The organism is Denitrificimonas halotolerans (genome assembly GCF_034259425.1).
Classification (GTDB): domain Bacteria; phylum Pseudomonadota; class Gammaproteobacteria; order Pseudomonadales; family Pseudomonadaceae; genus Denitrificimonas; species Denitrificimonas halotolerans.
Map to the genome: position 1 here is coordinate 1 of NZ_JAXIVU010000017.1, position 19,674 is coordinate 19,674.

Genomic DNA, 19,674 nt, shown 5'->3' on the forward strand with positions numbered 1-19,674 from the left:
ATTACATTAGCTACTATAACAACGAACGAATCATGCTTAATTTAAAGATGAGCCCTGCTCAATACAGAGCTCAGTACCTAAGTAAAAGCGTGGCTTAAGAGTCCAAGAAAAGGGGTTCACTCCATATGCCTGTCTCGTACTCGGATTTTTAATGTTTTGGTGTGCTTTATCATACTGTATACAACACCAGTACCAACCTATACTGCAAAGACTTTAGCAGCCTGTTAAGGGGTTAAGGGGCTGCTTACGCAGCCCTCGTTATCCATCCCCGCACTAAAAGTACGAGGTCTTACGCGATTTTGATAATACAGCACAACAGTTACAGACATTAGTTAATGTCAACATCGTTGCCTTCCTTAAAAATACTGCCTGCATGAACGCAGCAATGGCCTTTTATCACAACAATTCGCCTGATGCTTTATCCATAGTGTTGAAGCAGGTATCATTGCCCCTCAACTCTATCTTTCCCTCTTAAACTTGCGCGCAGGCACAGCAGTCCATGTCGACGGTTCGTATTGGTTCCTACACATTAGCTAACAACCTGATTCTCGCTCCTATGGCTGGCGTTACGGATCGCCCACAACGTTTGCTCTGCACGCGCTTTGGCGCGGGTATGACCGTTTCAGAAATGCTCACCAGTGATACACGCTTATGGAACAGTCGCAAATCAAGCTTACGTCTGCTCAATGAGCAAGATCCTGAACCCCGCTCAGTGCAAATTGCCGGTGCCGAACCCGATATGCTCGCTCACGCGGCGCAACAATGTGTTGCCTTAGGTGCACAAATTATTGATATCAACATGGGGTGCCCTGCAAAGAAAGTCTGCAACAAAGCAGCCGGCTCAGCATTACTCAAAGACGAACAGCTTGTTGCACAAATATTACAAGCAGTACGCGCGGCTGTTGACGTGCCGGTTACTTTAAAAATTCGCACAGGATGGGATCAAAACTATAAAAACGGAGTGAATATCGCTAAAATTGCGGAGCAATCAGGTATTAATGCCCTTGCGGTACATGGCCGCACCCGTGCAGATCGCTACAATGGTGACGCCGAATACGATACTATTGCGCAAATTAAGCATGCGATATCCATTCCCGTATTTGCTAACGGAGATATTGATAGCCCAATCAAAGCCAAACAAGTGCTCGATTACACCGGTGCTGATGGCTTATTGATTGGTCGCGCAGCACAAGGACGGCCATGGATTTTTCAGGAAATTAACCATTTTCTACGTACAGGCGAACAGCCACCTGCAATCAGTTTGCATACCTTAGAATTGGTTCTACTTGAACACCTTGACTTGCTCCATGCCTTCTATGGTCAACCCATGGGCGTACGCATCGCCAGAAAACATACGCACTGGTACTTAGCATCACTACCAGGCGCACAACAATTTCGTACAACGTTTAATCAGCTTGATTGCGAAGACGCACAGAAAGAACAGATTCAGATTTTTTTCAACAACCTTCGTGCTTTAGGCTTAACAGACGCTGCATGATTCTAATGATGAAACGTTCAGTTATGAGATATCTGCCGTGACAAAAACTACTATGCCGCTTTCTACCATCAACACCACCGAACACTTGACGTTACGCGCCTGTGTCGAAAAAACAATGCAAGATTACTTTGCTCATTTAGATGGTGCGCATGTCAATGATGTATATAACTTAGTACTCAGTGAAGTTGAAGCACCATTGTTTGCCTCAGTAATGCAGCATGTTAAAGGTAACCAGACCCGCGCCTCCGAGATGCTCGGTTTAAACCGTGGCACACTGCGCAAAAAACTGAAGCAATATAACCTTCTTTAAAAATAACACTGCACAAAAGCGTTGCAGTTTGCCCTTTATAGTTAGGATACCCAATGTCTGACCACACCACCAAAACGCCCATTCGTCGTGCACTCATCAGTGTTTCTGATAAAACTGGTATTGTTGAATTTGCCCAAGCGCTGGTCGCTCAAGGAGTTGAGATTCTCTCTACTGGTGGCACCTTTAAATTGCTCCAAGACAATGCAATTCCAGCCATTGAAGTTGCCGACTACACAGGCTTTGCGGAAATGATGGACGGCCGTGTTAAAACACTCCACCCTAAAATTCATGGCGGCATCCTCGGCCGTCGTGATATTGATAGTGCAGTAATGGAAGAACACGGCATCAAACCGATCGACTTAGTTGCAGTGAACCTCTACCCCTTTGCAGCAACTGTTGCCAAGCCAGGCTGCACACTGCCTGACGCTATTGAAAATATTGATATCGGCGGCCCAACTATGGTACGCAGCGCAGCAAAAAACCATAAAGATGTGGCCATAGTAGTCAACACCGATGATTACAAGGAAATCATCGAAAGCTTAAAGCAAGGCGGCTTAAGCTACGCACAGCGCTTTAACCTTGCGCTCAAAGCCTTTGAGCACACGGCTGCCTACGATGGCATGATTGCAAACTACTTAGGTACAATTGATCAGTCTGCGCCAACCTTAAGCACAGAACAACGCTCTGATTTCCCCCACACCTTTAATACCCAATTTATTAAAGCGCAAGACATGCGTTATGGTGAAAACCCACATCAAAAAGCAGCGTTCTATACTGAAGCCAACCCACAAGAAGCTAGTGTTGCCAGCGCAGTTCAATTACAAGGTAAGGAACTTTCATTCAACAACGTAGCCGACACCGATGCTGCTCTTGAATGTGTAAAAAGTTTTGTAAAACCTGCCTGTGTGATTGTGAAACACGCCAACCCATGTGGTGTTGCTGTCGCCACTGACGAGGAAGGGGGTATTCGCAAGGCCTACGATCTCGCTTATGCCACCGACAGTGAATCTGCTTTCGGCGGTATCATCGCTTTTAACCGTGAATTAGACGGTGCAACTGCACAAGCTATTGTTGAACGTCAATTTGTTGAAGTCATCATCGCCCCACGCATTAGTCAAGCAGCTCGCGATGTAGTAGCAAGCAAAGCTAACGTACGCCTCTTAGAGTGCGGCCAATGGCCTGCCGAGCGCAGCCCAAGCTGGGATTACAAGCGTGTTAACGGTGGTCTCTTGGTACAGAGCCGTGATATTGAAATGATCACTGCTGATGACTTAAAAGTGGTCACTCGTCGCGCACCTACCGAGCAAGAAATTCACGACCTAATATTTGCGTGGAAAGTTGCTAAATTTGTTAAATCCAATGCCATTGTCTATGCGAAAAATCGCCAGACCATCGGTGTTGGTGCAGGTCAAATGAGCCGCGTAAACTCTGCCCGTATTGCAGCCATTAAAGCTGAACATGCAGGCTTAGAAGTAGCCGGCGCAGTCATGGCATCGGATGCCTTTTTTCCATTCCGTGATGGCTTAGATAACGCAGCAAAAGTAGGTATTCGTGCAGTAATCCAGCCCGGTGGCTCAATGCGCGATGAAGAAGTGATTGCTGCAGCTGACGAAGCAGATATTGCCATGGTATTCACTGGTATGCGCCACTTCCGCCATTAATCGCTCTTTTAAGGACCATTTCTATGAAAATTTTAATTATTGGCAATGGCGGGCGCGAGCACGCTCTGGCCTGGAAAGCAGCGCAAGACCCACGTGTCACTCAAGTATTTATTGCTCCTGGTAACGCTGGTAGCGCAACAGAAGACAAATGTGAAAACATTGCCATTGATGTCTTAGCTATTGATCAGCTCGCCGATTTTGCTGAGCAAAATAATGTTGCCCTAACCATTGTCGGCCCTGAAGCTCCGCTGGTTGCAGGTGTTGTGGATAAGTTCCGTGAACGTAACCTAGACATCTACGGCCCCACTGCTGCTGCAGCCCAATTGGAAGGGTCGAAAGCTTTCACTAAAGATTTCTTAGCTCGCCATAATATTCCAACAGGTCGCTACGCTAACTTCACTGAAGTCGAACCTGCTCTAGCCTATATCCGTGAGCAGGGTGCACCTATTGTGGTTAAAGCTGATGGTTTAGCCGCCGGCAAAGGTGTCATAGTGGCCATGACCTTAGAAGAAGCAGAGGCTGCAGTTATTGACATGCTGTCTGACAATGCTTTTGGAGATGCCGGCTCACGTGTAGTGATCGAAGAATTCCTCGATGGTGAAGAAGCTAGCTTTATTGTAATGGTAGATGGCGAAAACGTTCTACCTATGGCCACCAGTCAAGACCACAAGCGCGTCGGTGATGGTGATACTGGTCCGAATACCGGCGGCATGGGCGCTTACTCTCCAGCCCCTGTAGTGACCGATGCTGTACACCAACGTGTCATGGATGAAATCATCTACCCTACTGTGCGTGGTATGGCAGCTGAGGGCAATATCTACACCGGCTTTTTGTACGCAGGTTTAATGATTGATAAAACCGGAGCGCCAAAAATCATTGAATACAACTGTCGTTTCGGTGACCCAGAAACGCAGCCGATTTTACTGCGTCTTGAATCCAGCTTAATCCTACTCATTGAAGCAGCTTTGGCTAAAGCCTTAGATAAAGTTGAAGCACAATGGGACCCCCGTCCAAGCTTGGGTGTGGTACTCGCGTCAGGCGGCTACCCTGCCGATTACAGCGCAGGCCATGAAATTAAAGGTTTGGATGCCGCAGCTCAACTCGAAGGCAAAGTGTTCCATGCAGGCAGCAGCCTAAAAGACGGTAAAATCGTCAACACTGGCGGTCGCGTACTCTGCGCAACAGCCATGGGAAACACCGTTGCTGAAGCACAAGCCAATGCTTACAAACTAGCTGAACAAATCAGCTGGGAGGGTAGCTTCTACCGTAAAGATATTGGTTATCGTGCAATTGCTCGCGAGCAAGAATAACCTGCCCACCCCGAATAGCGCCTCACACTGAGGCGCTATTTTTTCGCTCCTAGGTTCCCACTCAGCACACATAATTCACTACAATTATATGCGTGACTGCCCATGATCATGATGCTGTAAATACGCCACAGCCAAACCACTACAACTGATAATACACACCCCTAAAATCGAGAGTGCATCAGGTAGCTGTCCAAAGGTAAAGTAGCCCACCACCCCAGCAAAAATAATCTGTCCATAAGTAAAAGGCGCTAAGGTTGCAGCTGTTGAATACTTTAAAGCCATGGTCAGCAACATGTGTGCTGTCATCGCTAAAATACCCAACACCAACATAAAAGTGAGATCTAAACTTGGTACATCTAAGGTGTACTGACCAGGCAGTAACGCAGTCAACACTAAGGTTCCAAAAAGCCCTGATAGGAAGTTACTGGTTACCGCATGATCGGTGCTAGCTAAGCGTCGAGTCAATAATTGATAAATAGCAAAGCAAATCGAGCCTCCCAAAGGCAAAAGAATTGCAGGGGTAAAAAGGTCACCACCTGGGCGCACAATAAACATCACGCCTAAGAAACCAATACTGACCGCCACCCACTGACCTTTACTGACCTGCTCGTGCAATACCACCGCTGAAAGCACAGTAACGATCAAGGGGGCTAAAAACATCACCGCAGTTGCTTCCGCCAACGGAATGTAGCGCAATCCAGCAATAAACAAAAAACTAATGCTCAATAAACTGATGGCACGTAATAACTGCAACCACGGCCGTCGTGTGCGTAAAATTGCCCAACGCATTTTAGGAAAAAACAACAGTACCATGGCAACTGTTTGGATAAAGTAACGCGCCCAAATCACCATGATCAATGGGTAGATGTGTGTTAAATATTTGGAAACCCCATCGTGACTGGCTAATAACAAACCTGCACAGAGGACCAATAAAATACCGTAAAGCGGTTTTGATGTTGTACTCATAAATCCTTCACATATTAGTTAGCTTGCTAACTATATCCAATAAAAACAGCGCCTGCATAGAGTTTGACCTCTACAAACAGCTCAAAAGGTTTTGAAAGTTAACAAGTGCCCGGGCTAGAGTTACCTAAAAGAGGTTAATACATACATTTAAAAAGCAGCGTATTTTTAGGTCAGATACTGAACTGTATATACAGCCCAAGCTAAAGTCTGCTAGCACACCACAATTTATTCAATGAGGTTTAATTAGCGCAATTAGAATGCTGTACCTGTGCGCAATGCTTCTTTTTCCGCCACAGAGGGGGGCTTACGGCTGGCTAAATAATGACGACTAAAGCGGCTAAACCATTTTTCTAGAGCTGCCCCTGCGATACTGTCTTCAGCTAAATGCAAGCACAATGCTGTCACTTCTGCGGTGCATAAATGCTCATCACGAGTCGAGCGACGCAACCGATAACGGGAAATATCATCAGGCTGTAAACTCAATACAGGTAAATCTGCTAAGTAAGCTGATTTTCGGAACATTTTCCGTGCTTCAGTCCAAGTTCCGTCTAGCACGATAAATAACGGACGCTTACCCTCGACTTCCAATTGAGCATTTGGCACTGTATGTACCACGCGCTCAGCAGGTACATACTCTTCAGGGAAAACCACATAAGGCTGCCACTGAGGATCAGCCAACAGTTCGAGAATCCCTTGATCCACTTCAGTACGCGACCAACCAAAAGCAAAGGTATCTGGCACCACATCCGCAATCAGCCACCCCGTATTGGTCGGCTTGAGTGGCTCAGCATCGTACATCAGTAAACATACGGCACTTTTAGCCGTAACCTCAGGCCGCCAAGCACACATACAATAATCGATACTGACCCGGCATCGCTCGCAGCGTACTAATAAGGCACCACGGGCAAGAAAAGGTTTTTTGCTGCGTGCCAAGCGTTGATCACGCAAACGCGCTACTGCGTGCGGCATAAAATACACTCGAAAGAATAAAACGCATAGTTTAACAGATTTAGCGAGCAGCTTGATGAGCTTTGCTCACTCATCCTGAACAATTGACACCTTCATACTAAAAGCGCGAGGCTTTCCTAATTTTGGTTACAATCAAGCCAATGCATAGCTAACCATGCTTGACATCCTCCCCAACCTAAAGGACAAGGATTCCTACTGCTAGACGACCATGCCCGGCCGCAAGAATGTTACGTGCCGCGTTGATATCGCGGTCGTGGGCGACACCGCACCCACTGCACGTCCATTTTCTTATTCCAAGTCCTGCGATACCTTTCGGCCTCAATTCGGGCAAGCTACCACAATGCGAACAGGTTTGGGTGGTGTATGCCTCGTTCACTTCCTTAAAAACAATGTCTGCGTGAGCGCATTTATAGTCCAGCATTGTTTTTAATTGACCCCAACCAGCATCCAACACTGACTTGGCCATCGTGGTTTTAACAAGTTTTAAGCTACTGACATTGCCCACATAGATTTCACCGCAGCGATTGATTAGCTTACGGCTGAACTTGTGCAATGCATCTTTTCTACGGTTAGCGATTTTCGCATGAATGGTTTTGACTTGGGTTTTATTTCTGGCTCGTTGTGCTATGGCCAACTTTTCCTCGAGGCCACGATAGAAGCGACCCGCTTCCAGTTTTATGCCATCCGAGCAGGTGGCAGTGTCGGTCAAACCAAGCTCAATACCAATACGGTCTTGGCCTTTGCTTGGCTCGACCTCCACATCAACCACTACAATAAAGTACCAGCGGCCACGGGCATCTTCGTTGAAGCTACCAGAGCGGAATTTATATTGGCTCAGGCCGTAGCTGTCCCACACCTTGAAGTAGTGGCCGTTGTGGTAGACCTGCCCGTTTTTCCATTGAGCTGCACCGGTATTGACGGGTATCCAGCCCAGTGAGCGGCGTACACCGCCTGATTTGCGCCAGTTCAGCCGCACCTTATTAAACTGCTTGCGGCGTGTGACATACTCACCCGCGATGCACTGTAAGGTTTGGCTGTGCAGCCCAAGCTCTTTATCTGCGCCCTTAGTGTAGGGATGCATATCATACGCAGACAAAAACACACCGCGCTCCTTAATCGAGCGGCGGCTTAATTCATTAACAAAATTCCAGACAAAATTGACGCTTCGAGCCATGCGGTTTAGCAAGGGCACATGCCTATCTTGTACTTGAACTTTTAATGTTTTGGTGTGCTTTATCACACTGTATACAATACCAGTACCAACCTATACTGCAAAGACTTTAGCGTGTTTGTTTAGGGGTTAAGGGGCTGCTTACGCAGCCCTCGCTATCCATCCCGCACTAAAAGTACGAGGTCTTACGCGATTTTGATAAACAGAAACGCAACCCGAAGGTTGCGCTCTGTATTCCTTATTATCTATCTGTTACTTAAAGACAATCTGACCGTCTTCAACAAACGCCTTAATAGTGGTTCCTGGCTCAAAATCACCAGCTAGTATCTGTTGTGCCAATGGATTCTCTATCCAACGCTGAATCGCACGCTTCAGCGGACGTGCACCATAAACTGGGTCGTACCCTTCTGCGACCAACTTTTCTAACGCTTCAGGTGTTAACTCAAAGCTCAGTTCACGCTCCACTAAGCGCTCACGCAAACGACCCAGCTGAATATCAGCAATACCGGCAATTTGCTCCGAGCCCAGAGGCTCAAAGATCACTAGCTCATCAATACGGTTGATGAACTCTGGTCGGAAGTGTGCACCAACCGCATCCATCACCGCCGCACGCTGCGCCTCACGATCTCCCATCATCTCTTGGATCTGTACCGAACCTAGGTTCGACGTCATCACTACAACCGTATTACGGAAGTCCACAGTACGGCCATGACTGTCGGTTAAGCGCCCATCATCTAACACCTGCAATAACACGTTAAACACGTCTGGATGGGCCTTTTCTACTTCATCCATTAACACCACTGAATACGGCTTACGACGCACAGCTTCAGTTAGGTAGCCGCCTTCTTCATAACCCACATAACCTGGAGGTGCACCAATTAAACGCGCCACTGAGTGTTTTTCCATAAATTCGGACATATCAATCCGGATTAAGGCATCCTCGGTATCAAACAAAAACTCCGCTAAGGCCTTACACAACTCAGTTTTACCCACGCCGGTAGGCCCTAAGAATAGGAATGATCCACTTGGGCGATCGGGGTCTGACAAGCCTGCTCGTGAACGACGCACGGCATTAGATACAGCCACTACAGCCTCATCTTGACCAATCACGCGTGTGTGCAATAGCTCTTCCATTTTCAATAACTTATCACGCTCACCCTCAAGCATTTTCGATACAGGAATACCTGTCCAGCGAGAGACCACATCTGCGACCTCTTCGTCTGTCACCTGAGTGCGCAATAACTGATTCTCTTCTTTAGTTCCTTCATCAACCTGTGCAAGGCTTCGCTCTAGCTCTGGAATCACACCATATTGCAACTCTGCCGCACGGTTGAGATCACCTTTGCGTCGCGCCAGCTCAATCTCTTGACGGGCCTGTTCAATTTTCTGCTGCAACTGTGCAGAACCTTGTACCTCTGCTTTTTCAGACTTCCAAATTTCCTCTAAGTCAGCATATTCACGCTCTAGCTCAGTGATTTCTTGCTCAAGTTTTTCTAAACGCTTCAAAGTTGCTGCATCTTCTTCTTTATGCAGTGCTTGACGCTCAATTTTCAATTGGATTAAACGACGATCTAAACGGTCTAACGCTTCAGGTTTCGAATCAATTTCCATCCGGATCATACTGGCCGCTTCATCAATCAAATCAATAGCCTTGTCTGGCAACTGACGATCAGTGATATAGCGATGAGACAGTTTAGCTGCAGCAATAATGGCGCCATCCGTAATACTGACACCATGGTGCACCTCATAGCGCTCCTTCAGGCCACGTAAGATCGCAATGGTATCTTCTTCGTTAGGTTCATCCACCTGAACCTTTTGGAAGCGACGCTCTAGGGCTGCATCTTTTTCAATATACTGGCGGTACTCATCCAAAGTGGTCGCACCAACACAGTGCAATTCTCCGCGAGCCAACGCAGGTTTCAACATATTACCTGCATCCATTGCGCCTTCACCCTTCCCAGCGCCTACCATAGTATGCAGCTCATCGATAAAGAGAATGATCTGACCTTCTTGTTTAGCCACCTCATTGAGCAAACTTTTCAAACGCTCTTCAAATTCACCACGGTACTTAGCTCCCGCGATGAGCGCTCCCATATCTAAAGACAATAGACGCTTACTCTTTAAGCCATCCGGCACTTCACCATTAATAATGCGCTGCGCTAAACCTTCAGCAATGGCTGTTTTACCTACGCCTGGCTCACCAATTAACACAGGGTTGTTTTTGGTACGGCGCTGTAAGACTTGAATAGTGCGACGTATCTCATCATCACGACCAATTACAGGGTCCAACTTACCCTCTTCTGCACGCTGCGTTAAGTCAATGGTGTACTTGTCCAAGGCTTGCCGTGACTGTTCAGCATTTGGGTCATTCACAGTTTCACCACCCCGCAAGTTAGTGATGGCATTTTCTAATGACTGTCGGGTGACTCCCTGGGATAACAAAATCTTACCCAAGACGGTATTTTTATCCATTGCAGCCAGCAAAACCAACTCGCTGGAAATGTACTGATCACCTTTTTGTTGCGACAAGCGATCAGCCTGATTCAATAAGCGGGCTAAATCCTGCGATAAGGTCATATCGCCCGTAGGGTTTTGTAGTTTCGCAAACTGATCCAAACCTTGAGTAAGCTCTGTATGAAGTTTCTTAACATCAAACCCCACTTGCATCAGCAGGGGGCGAATCGCACCGCCTTGCTGATCCAGTAATGCCAACATTAAGTGCAGCGGCTCAACTGCAGTATGGTCCTGACCAATTGCTAATGATTGTGCATCAGACAGTGCAAGCTGCAACTGACTGGTAAAACGATCAATACGCATAATTTTAATTCCTCATTATCAATACTGTGAGCCGGCCATTCACACATTACAGACCTTACTCACTCTCATGCTTTGTATAATGAGGGCACTTTGGTAAATTTCAAGGCGTAAACTAAGTCACTCAGCGCTTGCCATCACAAATTGACTGCTACTGAACCAGAAAAAACAAAAATAGGCCCAACTTTACCTCCTATTATTCAACCTTACCTCCTGCAACCCCCTCGATTTGGCCTCGCCCCCGCCTGAAAAACTAACCCTTAGTTGTATTGCACAAAAAATCTATCAGTTAAAAGCGTTGAAACGCAGTGAAATCAAGGGGTATCTTATGATTTCCACGAATAACACCAAAGTATAGGCTTCCGTTTCTCTTTATTTTCAGGATAGTAGAGGTTGAGTATTTCTCAACAACGGGAACCTTCCGTATTCTAAATATAATAATGGAGAGCAGTTGTTATGACTGATTCTAAAGAAGCAAGAAACAAAGCGTATTGGGCAGCAAACTTGCGCCTGATTATGTTCTGTTTGTGCATCTGGGCCACAGTTTCTTATGGCTTTGGTATGCTCTTACGCCCATACCTCATGGGCATTTCCATTGGTGGTGCAGATCTAGGATTCTGGTTTGCACAACAAGGCTCAATTTACACCTTTGTCTGCCTGATCTTTTTCTACGCATGGAGAATGAACAGACTGGATAAAAAATTCGGCCTGGAGGAATAACCCATGAGTCAATTTGTCGTCAACATGATCTTTGTTGCTGCTTCATTCGGGCTTTACACCTGGATTGCAGTTTGGGCACGTGCAAAGTCCACCCGCGAATTTTATATCGCAGGTGGTGAGGTGCATCCAGTCTTTAACGGAATGGCAACCGCTGCTGACTGGTTGTCAGCGGCATCCTTTATTTCTGTCGCCGGTCTAATCTCAGTCGGTTACGTTAACTCGTCCTTTATCCTAGGTTGGACCGGTGGCTATGTACTACTTGCTACCTTGCTAGCACCTTATCTGCGTCGCTTTGGTAAGTACACAGTGCCTGACTTCGTAGGTTCACGTTATGACAGCCGTGCAGCTCGCCTGGTTGCTGTAGTCTGCTTAATCGTGATCTCGCTGACCTACGTGATCGGTCAAATGACCGGTGCAGGTGTTGCCTTTGCCCGTTTCTTAGAAGTGAGCAGTACTACGGGACTGATCATTTCAGCTATCGTAGTGTTCTTCTATGCCGTTCTCGGTGGTATGAAAGGGGTTACTTATACTCAGGTCGCACAGTATATTGTCCTAATTCTTGCATTTACTGTTCCTGCGGTTTACTTGTCTTTACAAATGACTGGTCATTTCCTGCCACAAGTCGGCTTTGTCAGTGACTTTGGTAATACAGGTCAGCCATTACTGCATAAGCTGAACGAAGTGGTTCGTGACCTTGGTTTCCAAGACTACACTGCTGATGTCGAAAACAAGCTCAACATGTTCCTCTTTACCTTAACCTTGATGGTCGGTACTGCAGGTTTGCCACACGTGATTATCCGTTTCTTTACCGTACCTAAGATCTCTGATGCACGTTGGTCCGCAGGTTGGGCTCTGGTATTTATTGCGCTGTTCTATACCACTGCGCCACCATTAGCGAGCATGGCCCGTTTGAACCTCTTAGAATCAATCTACCCTGGCGAAGGTATCGAAGAAGCCATGGTGTATGAGGAACGTCCTGAGTGGTTTGAAAAATGGGAAACCACTGGCTTATTGACCTTTGAAGATAAAAACAACGACGGACGTATTCAGTACTACAATGATAAAAACGAAGAGTATGCTGCCACCACAGCGGCTGAGCGCGGCTGGGAAGGTAATGAGCTCACCATTAATAACGATATTTTAGTTTTGGCTCTGCCTGAAATTGGCAATATGCCGAGTTGGATTATCGGTTTAATGGCTGCCGGTGGTATTGCTGCTGCACTGTCCACTGCATCAGGACTGCTCTTAGCAATTTCTTCTGCAGTCAGTCATGACTTAATTAAAAACACACTATTCCCACAGATTTCAGACAAAGCAGAAATGCTTGCTGCGCGGATATCCATGGTAGGAGCTATTTTAATTGCTACATGGCTAGGGATTAACCCGCCTGGGTTTGCCGCACAAACGGTGGCTCTAGCGTTCGGTATGGCAGCATCGTCTATCTTCCCGACGCTGATGATGGGTATTTTCTTCAAGCGTATTAACGCCAAAGGTGCTGTTGCAGGTATGAGTATTGGTGCGCTGTTCACCATCTGCTATATCTTCATGTACTTAGGCTGGTTCTTTATCCCTGGAACCAACAACTTCCCGAATACACCTGAATTCTGGGTGTTTGGAATCTCTCCTTTATCGGTCGGTTGTATTGGTGCTGTGATTAACTTCCTTGTGGCAATCTCTGTATCTTATGCGACAGAGGAGCCTTCTGAAGAAATTCAGCGCATGGTGGAAAGCGTACGTTACCCTTAATCAGGTAGCGCACCGATGAATCAGTAGTTTTTGACTACTCATCTCAAAGTGGGCTTCCGAGGAAGCCCACTTTTCATTTAAGAGTACTGTGTATGACTTGGCATTTATTTGCAGTTTTTATTATTGGTCTATGTTTGGGTGGCATTGCCTTTTTTCTGAGAAAAGTCAGCCGCGATAGACTCCCCAAGTGGATTATTCCAATCTCTGCTGGAATCGGCATGTTCAGCTACCTTGCTTATTACGACTACACATGGTTTGAGTTCAAGCAAAGTCAATTACCTCCAGGATCTATAGTGGTAGAGCGTGCACACCACAGCAACTTTTTTAAACCTTGGGGCTATATTGTTCCCTCAGTCACCTCTTTTGTCGTCTTAGACGGTCAGGTTCGCACCACTCAAATCAACAGTGAAACCCTTGTAGAATATGTACGTTATGAGTTTATTAATGACTATAGAGAACGCTTAGAAACACAACCCTATGTGCTGAACTGCTCCACTGCTGAGCAACTACCAGTGTTAGACAAGCAGCAAAAGCAAACAATAAAGGTTGAGCAAGTTAGCCGCGACAGCTTACTCTTTACACAGTTGTGTCACACACACTGAGTTCTCAAAACACCATGCGGCCACCGCGCACTTTCGCTGCCGACAAACCATGCGGCAGCAGTGTTTGCTGATGATGGGCATGACACAAAGCGATAGCCAACGCATCCGAGGCATCAATCTGTGGTTTTTTAGTCAATTTAAGTAGATGCATGACCATCAGCTGCACCTGTTCTTTTGCTGCACGCCCGCTCCCAACCACTGCTGACTTTACTTGTGTCGCGCTGTATTCAGATACAACCAAGCCTGCCTGAGTGCCGGCTACAATAGCTACTCCCCGTGCCTGCCCCAGCTTTAAAGCAGAGTCTGCGTTACGCGCCATAAACACCTGCTCAATACCCATAGTATCCGGCTGATAGGTTTGAATAATCTCACTCACGCCAGAGAAAACTGCATTCAAACGCTCAGGCAACTCGCCTTTACCGGTACGTATACAACCTGAAGCCACATATTCACAACCTCGCCCTGTATCACGCACTACACCGTAACCTGTAATCCTCGACCCTGGATCAATACCTAAAATAAGTGTCATTTGGATACCTTTTGTCAGCCTTTATAGCACTGTTGTTTTCTGCACAAATAAAAAACCTCTGGGCTTGTAAACAAGCAGCCAGAGGTTTGTGAGCAACAGAATCAACTGAAATTTACAGTTGCTCCATAATTTCCTCAGGAATCTCAGCGTTGGAATAGACGTTCTGCACGTCATCCAAGTCTTCTAAAACCTCCAACAGTTGCATAGCTTTTTTTGCAGTTTCTAAATCAAGCTCTGCCGTTGTTGTGGGCAACATCGTTACTTCGGCTTGCTCAGACTTAAACCCAGCAGCTATCAGACCTTCATTCACACGAATAAAGTCCGCAAAAGAAGTTAACACCTCAACAGAGCCATCATCGTTGGTCACAATGTCATCAGCATCCAACTCCATAGCAACTTCCATCAAGGCTTCTTCATCAACACCTGGTGCATAGCAAATCTGCCCTTTACGCTCAAACAAATAAGCAACTGAACCATCCGTCCCTAAATTGCCACCATACTTATTGAAAGCATGACGCACTTCTGCAGCCGTTCGGTTACGGTTATCGGTCATGGCCTCGATGAGCACAGCCACTCCACCTGGTGCATAGCCTTCGTAAATCAGCTCTTCAACGTTATCACCATCGTTAGCACCAACACCACGCGCAATAGCACGGTCAATAGTGTCTCGCGGCATATTTGCAGCTAGGGCTTTATCTACGGCCAAACGTAAACGCGGATTATCAGCAGGCTCGCCACCGCCTTCTTTTGCAGCAACTGTCAGCTCACGAATTAACTTAGTAAAAATCTTACCGCGCTTCGCATCTTGACGCTCTTTACGGTGCTTAATATTCGACCATTTCGAATGCCCTGCCATATATGACCCCCGTTCCTCTGTTTTTCCTGTGAATAACGATAGATTACAACTGACTGCTGCACCTCTGGTGCAGCAGCATGCATATTAACGCCCTGTGTTATTCAGCTTTTGGCTGCTCACGTAAGCGAATGTGTAAGTCACGTAGCGCTGCATTATCAACCGTACCCGGCGCATGAGTCATCACACAGGCTGCACTCTGAGTTTTCGGGAAGGCAATGACCTCACGAATAGACTGAGCGCCAGTCATCAGCATCACTAAACGGTCCAAACCAAAAGCCAGCCCGCCGTGCGGTGGTGCACCATACTTTAAAGCATCCAGTAAGAAACCAAACTTTTCTTGCTGCTCGGTTTCATCAATACCTAGGATTTCAAACACAGTTTGCTGCATGGTACGGTCATGAATACGGATCGACCCACCACCTAACTCCGTACCATTCAATACCATATCATAGGCACGTGATAGTGCTTTTTCTGGGTGTGCACGTAACTCATCTGGTGTGCACTTTGGTGCTGTGAATGGGTGATGAATGGCCGTCAGTGAACCATCATCATTCGTTTCAAACATTGGGAAATCAACGACCCACATTGGTGCCCACTCACAAGTGAGCAAGTCCAAATCATGTCCTAAGCGAATGCGCAATGCACCCAATGCATCATTCACCACCTGAGCTTTATCAGCACCGAAGAACACAATATCCCCATCAACTGCACCCACACGATCGAGGATGGTATTGAGGTTATCTTCAGGAATAAACTTCACGATAGGTGACTGTAAACCTTCCGCACCTTTAGCACGTTCATTAACTTTAATATAGGCCAAGCCACGTGCACCATAATTACCGACATACTTAGTGTATTCATCAATTTTACCACGCGGCATGCTTCCTTGGCCGGGCACACAAAGTGCTGCAACACGACCTTTCGGATCATTTGCAGGACCACTAAAGACCTTAAAGTCCACATCAGTTAACTGGTCTGCAACATCCACCAACTCCAACGGAATACGCAGATCTGGCTTATCTGAACCAAAACGACGCATAGCCTCTTCATATGGCATGTGCGGGAAGTCACCAAACTCTACATCCAGCACTTCCTTAAACAACTGACGCACCATTGTTTCTGTGATAGACATAATGTCTTCTTCATCCATGAAACTGGTTTCCATATCAATCTGAGTAAACTCAGGCTGACGATCAGCACGTAAGTCTTCATCACGGAAGCATTTAGCAATCTGATAATAACGATCAACACCTGCAACCATCAACAGCTGTTTAAACAGTTGCGGTGATTGCGGCAAAGCAAAAAAACTACCCGCATGAGTACGGCTTGGTACCAAATAATCACGCGCACCTTCCGGTGTTGCACGGGTTAAGATAGGAGTTTCTACATCTAAGAAACCATTGTCATCTAAGTAACGTCGGATGCTGCTAGTAATACGTGAGCGCAGCTTTAACTTGGCTGCCATTTCAGGACGACGCAAGTCAATAAAACGGTAACGCAATCGCGTTTCTTCACCGACATCCGAATGCTCATGCAACGGGAAAGGTGTGGTTTCTGCTTGATTTAAAACTTCTAAGTCTGTGGCAATTACTTCAATGCCACCGCTTGGCATATTTGGATTAACTGCACCTTCTGGGCGTGGATTCACTACACCCGTTACTTTAACAACATATTCGCTACGGACACGATCGGCCGTGGCAAAAACTTCGGCCAGTTCTGGATTAAACACAACTTGAGCCAAGCCTTCACGATCACGGATATCGAGGAAAATAACTCCACCGTGGTCACGACGACGGTGTACCCAACCGCAAAGAGTAACGGTCTGCCCGTTAAGGGATTCGTTTAAGTGTCCGCAATAGTGGCTGCGCATCATGATAGCGTTCGCTTCCTAAAAATTTGAAATAACTGATACCTGGTTTATACAAAACACTAATCAATAGCGTCAGTTTACAAGCATCGCAGAAAACCCTGATTATATAGCCTAACCGCCTGAACTGCTATGCCATGTGTAGCAGCCTTATACAACGGCTCACTTTCACACAAGAACAGCTCACCTACTCATTAGTACAGAGTACAAAAAATATTTCCCACAACTCTTTAAAGCCTTAACTGTTCAGGCCTAACTCAAATTTCCCAAACTCCCTACGCAAAGCTGAATTTAGTTGTTTGAGTCATTGACGTGTTTGCTGTTTAATAAGCTATGAGTGACTGAAGATTTCTCTTCAGTGATTAAAAACGACATCAGCGCAGCTGGTTGAGAGCGTTGTACTTCTAGTCGATTATTATATTGTTGTGATTCTTATCAAGGTGAGTCCATTGCGTATGTTAAAAATTGTTCATTTGGTTACTGGTGCTATCGCACTCCTTCTCACACTGGCACTAGCCAGCAAAAATACAGGAGCAGCTCTACTCCTCGCTTCATTTGCGTTTGCTAACTTACTTATTGCGCCTATCCAACCGACTTGGGCACGAGGTGCTCGTCGCCAACTGCAAGGTTTAGTCTCTGCTTTAATTGTTTTAGCCACTGCAATGCAAGCAGTCTTCATTATCAGCGGAGTAGATGCTCCTGATCAGTTCAACGCCTCACTGCTCAGTGTAGCCACTTTATTTGCGGCGGTGATTCTGCACTTAGCTCTCAATTTACGTAAGGTGAGCACTAAAAGCTCCCCGCTATCTCAGGACCTTAGCGACCGTGAAACTGGTACAGTAAAATGGTTTAACACTTCAAAAGGATTTGGTTTTATTTCGCGTGACTCTGGTGATGATATTTTTGTGCACTTTCGGGCTATTCGTGGTGAAGGCCACCGCGTCCTGGTCGAAGGCCAACGCGTTGAATTTACCGTAGTTGACCGTGAGAAAGGTTTGCAAGCCGAGGACGTCATTGCGGCACTCCCTGACGAGCGCAACTAAAGACGCACTGAATCACTCAAAAGGTCTGCTCAATAGCAGGCCTTTTTATTACCCTCAGTACAGTACTACATTTGGAGCTTTGAACAATAAAAACACCCGCTTAAGAGCGGGTGTTTTTATTCATATAACTCCACAACAATGGCGGCTAAACTCCACGCAGCTGTCGTGCTTCCAACAAGCGGGTGCATGCCGTAATAAATGCCGCAGTGCGTAAAGAAACATCATGCTCTTTAGCTGTTGCCGTCAGCGCATGATAGGCATCTAGCATAATTTTTTCTAAACGCTCATTGATTTCCTCTACACTCCAATAAAAATTCGAAGTGTTTTGTACCCACTCAAAATAGCTGACAGTCACCCCACCCGCGTTAGCCAACACATCTGGCACTACAACAATACCCTTGCTATTTAAGATATCATCCGCTTCAGGTCGGGTTGGTCCGTTGGCGCCCTCTACAATAATGCGCGCTTGAATCGAATCAGCATTCTTTCTCGTAATTTGTCCTTCCAAAGCAGCAGGAATTAAAATATCTGTTTCTACCGACCAGAACGCTTCTGCAGAAATAGCAGTAGTATTGGCTGCACCGCCTACACCACCCGTTTGCTTAACATGCTGAAGTAAAGCCTCAACATCAAGCCCTTCAGGGTCAGCAATACTGCCTGTGTGGTCTTGAACTGCAACAACTTTGGCACCCACTTCGGTGAATAAGCGCGCTGCAGTACCACCGACATTACCAAAGCCTTGGATACTCACTCGCGCACCCGCAAGGTTAATACCTGCATCTTTAGCTGCTGCCACACCTGTAATAAAAACGCCGCGACCAGTCGCCTCAACACGCCCTAAACTACCGCCAAGGGGGATAGGTTTACCCGTTACAATACCCGGCTGAGCAGAACCAGCACGAGCTGAGTAAGCATCCATCATCCAAGCCATAGTTTGCGCATTGGTATTCACATCAGGACCTGGGATATCTTTATCAACACCAATAATCGAGCTGATTTCATTGATATAACGGCGCGTAATGCGTTCCATTTCAGCCGCGGAGTGTTGACGCGGATCGACACGCACTCCACCTTTACCGCCACCAAATGGCAATCCAACGACCGCTGTCTTCACTGACATCCAAGCCGATAACGCCATGACTTCAGATAAGGTGACATCTTGGTGATATCGCACACCGCCTTTACCTGGTCCACGGCTCAAGCTGTGTTGCACACGATAACCTTCAAAGTGCGCAATACTGCCATCATCCATACGCACAGGGATGTCAACAATCAAGCTCCGTTCTGGGTGCTTTAAGGTATCAACCCACTCGCGTAACGCCCCTAAATAAGGCGTAACTCGATCCACTTGCTCAAGAAAAACCCCCCATGGGCCTGGATTATCAGGGTCTAAATAGGATGGCAGATGTTGGTTTTGTTGTTCTGACATGGTTCAACCTTCGTCATTTAAAGTGTAAGCCTGATTCTTGAATAGGCCGTGCAAAACTAAACATCTTAACGTATTGATTGATGACTGACTCGTCAAAAATTAATGTTTTATCATTTTTATCCAAAAACTGGTTAAAACTTCAGGAATCATTTTGCTTACCAAAATCGCGGCAAGCCTCGTACT

Annotated in this window: 17 protein-coding genes; 9 read left to right on the forward strand and 8 right to left on the reverse strand. The window is 46.5% G+C overall.

Annotated features, from left to right (window positions below):
• Positions 1–5 precede the first annotated feature (5 nt).
• The 5 genes from TOI97_RS13355 to purD all read left to right on the forward strand — a co-directional run bounded on the left by TOI97_RS13355 (position 6) and on the right by purD (position 4,779).
• On the forward strand, positions 6–98 hold the full coding sequence (locus TOI97_RS13355; protein ID WP_407651303.1) for an IS3 family transposase: 93 nt from the start codon (positions 6–8) through the stop codon (positions 96–98).
• Between the two features lie 401 nt (positions 99–499).
• Complete coding sequence (gene dusB, locus TOI97_RS10735; protein ID WP_321554126.1) at positions 500–1,498, forward strand: tRNA dihydrouridine synthase DusB; 999 nt, start codon at positions 500–502, stop codon at positions 1,496–1,498.
• A 52-nt stretch (positions 1,499–1,550) separates the two neighbouring features.
• Complete coding sequence (gene fis, locus TOI97_RS10740; protein ID WP_321554169.1) at positions 1,551–1,808, forward strand: DNA-binding transcriptional regulator Fis; 258 nt, start codon at positions 1,551–1,553, stop codon at positions 1,806–1,808.
• 53 nt (positions 1,809–1,861) lie between these two features.
• Entirely contained in the window at positions 1,862–3,469 is a 1,608-nt protein-coding gene (gene purH / locus TOI97_RS10745) for a bifunctional phosphoribosylaminoimidazolecarboxamide formyltransferase/IMP cyclohydrolase (protein WP_321554127.1), read from the forward strand.
• A gap of 23 nt (positions 3,470–3,492) precedes the next feature.
• Positions 3,493–4,779 carry a phosphoribosylamine--glycine ligase gene (gene purD, locus TOI97_RS10750; RefSeq protein ID WP_321554128.1) on the forward strand — a complete coding sequence of 429 codons (1,287 nt, stop codon included), beginning with the start codon at positions 3,493–3,495 and terminating at the stop codon, positions 4,777–4,779.
• A gap of 84 nt (positions 4,780–4,863) precedes the next feature.
• Here purD and TOI97_RS10755 read toward each other — a convergent pair whose 3' ends face one another.
• The 4 genes from TOI97_RS10755 to clpB form a co-directional block, all read right to left on the reverse strand.
• The gene (locus TOI97_RS10755) at positions 4,864–5,745 is read right to left on the reverse strand and encodes a DMT family transporter (protein WP_321554129.1); all 882 of its coding nucleotides are present in this window, start codon (positions 5,743–5,745) and stop codon (positions 4,864–4,866) included.
• 252 nt (positions 5,746–5,997) lie between these two features.
• Positions 5,998–6,714: a tRNA-uridine aminocarboxypropyltransferase gene (locus tag TOI97_RS10760; RefSeq protein ID WP_321554130.1), complete on the reverse strand. Its 717-nt coding sequence runs from the start codon at positions 6,712–6,714 to the stop codon at positions 5,998–6,000.
• A 175-nt stretch (positions 6,715–6,889) separates the two neighbouring features.
• The gene (locus tag TOI97_RS10765; protein ID WP_321554131.1) at positions 6,890–7,954 is read right to left on the reverse strand and encodes an RNA-guided endonuclease InsQ/TnpB family protein; all 1,065 of its coding nucleotides are present in this window, start codon (positions 7,952–7,954) and stop codon (positions 6,890–6,892) included.
• 183 nt (positions 7,955–8,137) lie between these two features.
• Positions 8,138–10,702, reverse strand: a complete 2,565-nt coding sequence (gene clpB, locus TOI97_RS10770; protein WP_321554132.1) for an ATP-dependent chaperone ClpB — start codon at positions 10,700–10,702, stop codon at positions 8,138–8,140.
• Between the two features lie 453 nt (positions 10,703–11,155).
• Here clpB and TOI97_RS10775 point away from each other — a divergent pair, with 453 nt between their 5' ends.
• The 3 genes from TOI97_RS10775 to TOI97_RS10785 all read left to right on the forward strand — a co-directional run bounded on the left by TOI97_RS10775 (position 11,156) and on the right by TOI97_RS10785 (position 13,767).
• Positions 11,156–11,419 (forward strand): DUF4212 domain-containing protein, encoded by a 264-nt coding sequence (locus TOI97_RS10775; RefSeq protein WP_321554133.1) that lies wholly within the window; start codon positions 11,156–11,158, stop codon positions 11,417–11,419.
• A gap of 3 nt (positions 11,420–11,422) precedes the next feature.
• Positions 11,423–13,165, forward strand: coding sequence for a sodium:solute symporter family protein (locus TOI97_RS10780; RefSeq protein ID WP_321554134.1), 1,743 nt, complete (start codon positions 11,423–11,425; stop codon positions 13,163–13,165).
• A 92-nt stretch (positions 13,166–13,257) separates the two neighbouring features.
• The gene (locus TOI97_RS10785) at positions 13,258–13,767 is read left to right on the forward strand and encodes a hypothetical protein (protein ID WP_321554135.1); all 510 of its coding nucleotides are present in this window, start codon (positions 13,258–13,260) and stop codon (positions 13,765–13,767) included.
• 4 nt (positions 13,768–13,771) lie between these two features.
• Here TOI97_RS10785 and ruvC read toward each other — a convergent pair whose 3' ends face one another.
• The 3 genes from ruvC to aspS form a co-directional block, all read right to left on the reverse strand.
• Positions 13,772–14,296: a crossover junction endodeoxyribonuclease RuvC gene (gene ruvC, locus TOI97_RS10790; RefSeq protein WP_321554136.1), complete on the reverse strand. Its 525-nt coding sequence runs from the start codon at positions 14,294–14,296 to the stop codon at positions 13,772–13,774.
• A 112-nt stretch (positions 14,297–14,408) separates the two neighbouring features.
• Positions 14,409–15,152, reverse strand: a complete 744-nt coding sequence (locus TOI97_RS10795; protein WP_321554137.1) for a YebC/PmpR family DNA-binding transcriptional regulator — start codon at positions 15,150–15,152, stop codon at positions 14,409–14,411.
• A 97-nt stretch (positions 15,153–15,249) separates the two neighbouring features.
• Positions 15,250–17,025, reverse strand: a complete 1,776-nt coding sequence (aspS, locus tag TOI97_RS10800; protein ID WP_321554138.1) for an aspartate--tRNA ligase — start codon at positions 17,023–17,025, stop codon at positions 15,250–15,252.
• Positions 17,026–17,474: 449 nt separating this feature from the next.
• Between aspS and TOI97_RS10805 the strand changes: the two genes are divergently transcribed.
• The gene (locus tag TOI97_RS10805; protein WP_321554170.1) at positions 17,475–18,062 is read left to right on the forward strand and encodes a cold-shock protein; all 588 of its coding nucleotides are present in this window, start codon (positions 17,475–17,477) and stop codon (positions 18,060–18,062) included.
• 145 nt (positions 18,063–18,207) lie between these two features.
• On the opposite strand, the gene TOI97_RS10810 is transcribed toward TOI97_RS10805, so the two are convergent.
• Positions 18,208–19,491 carry a Glu/Leu/Phe/Val family dehydrogenase gene (locus TOI97_RS10810; RefSeq protein WP_321554139.1) on the reverse strand — a complete coding sequence of 428 codons (1,284 nt, stop codon included), beginning with the start codon at positions 19,489–19,491 and terminating at the stop codon, positions 18,208–18,210.
• Between the last annotated feature and the right edge of the window lie 183 nt (positions 19,492–19,674).

Coding starts and splice junctions, on each gene's coding strand:
- TOI97_RS10805 (WP_321554170.1), top strand. CDS start 17,475: ATGTTAAAAATTGTTCATTTGGTTACTGGTGCTATCGCACTCCTTCTC.
- TOI97_RS10760 (WP_321554130.1), bottom strand. CDS start 6,714: ATGCCGCACGCAGTAGCGCGTTTGCGTGATCAACGCTTGGCACGCAGC.
- dusB (WP_321554126.1), top strand. CDS start 500: ATGTCGACGGTTCGTATTGGTTCCTACACATTAGCTAACAACCTGATT.
- TOI97_RS10780 (WP_321554134.1), top strand. CDS start 11,423: ATGAGTCAATTTGTCGTCAACATGATCTTTGTTGCTGCTTCATTCGGG.
- ruvC (WP_321554136.1), bottom strand. CDS start 14,296: ATGACACTTATTTTAGGTATTGATCCAGGGTCGAGGATTACAGGTTAC.
- purD (WP_321554128.1), top strand. CDS start 3,493: ATGAAAATTTTAATTATTGGCAATGGCGGGCGCGAGCACGCTCTGGCC.
- TOI97_RS10785 (WP_321554135.1), top strand. CDS start 13,258: ATGACTTGGCATTTATTTGCAGTTTTTATTATTGGTCTATGTTTGGGT.
- TOI97_RS10795 (WP_321554137.1), bottom strand. CDS start 15,152: ATGGCAGGGCATTCGAAATGGTCGAATATTAAGCACCGTAAAGAGCGT.
- aspS (WP_321554138.1), bottom strand. CDS start 17,025: ATGATGCGCAGCCACTATTGCGGACACTTAAACGAATCCCTTAACGGG.
- clpB (WP_321554132.1), bottom strand. CDS start 10,702: ATGCGTATTGATCGTTTTACCAGTCAGTTGCAGCTTGCACTGTCTGAT.
- purH (WP_321554127.1), top strand. CDS start 1,862: ATGTCTGACCACACCACCAAAACGCCCATTCGTCGTGCACTCATCAGT.
- fis (WP_321554169.1), top strand. CDS start 1,551: ATGCCGCTTTCTACCATCAACACCACCGAACACTTGACGTTACGCGCC.
- TOI97_RS10810 (WP_321554139.1), bottom strand. CDS start 19,491: ATGTCAGAACAACAAAACCAACATCTGCCATCCTATTTAGACCCTGAT.
- TOI97_RS10755 (WP_321554129.1), bottom strand. CDS start 5,745: ATGAGTACAACATCAAAACCGCTTTACGGTATTTTATTGGTCCTCTGT.
- TOI97_RS10775 (WP_321554133.1), top strand. CDS start 11,156: ATGACTGATTCTAAAGAAGCAAGAAACAAAGCGTATTGGGCAGCAAAC.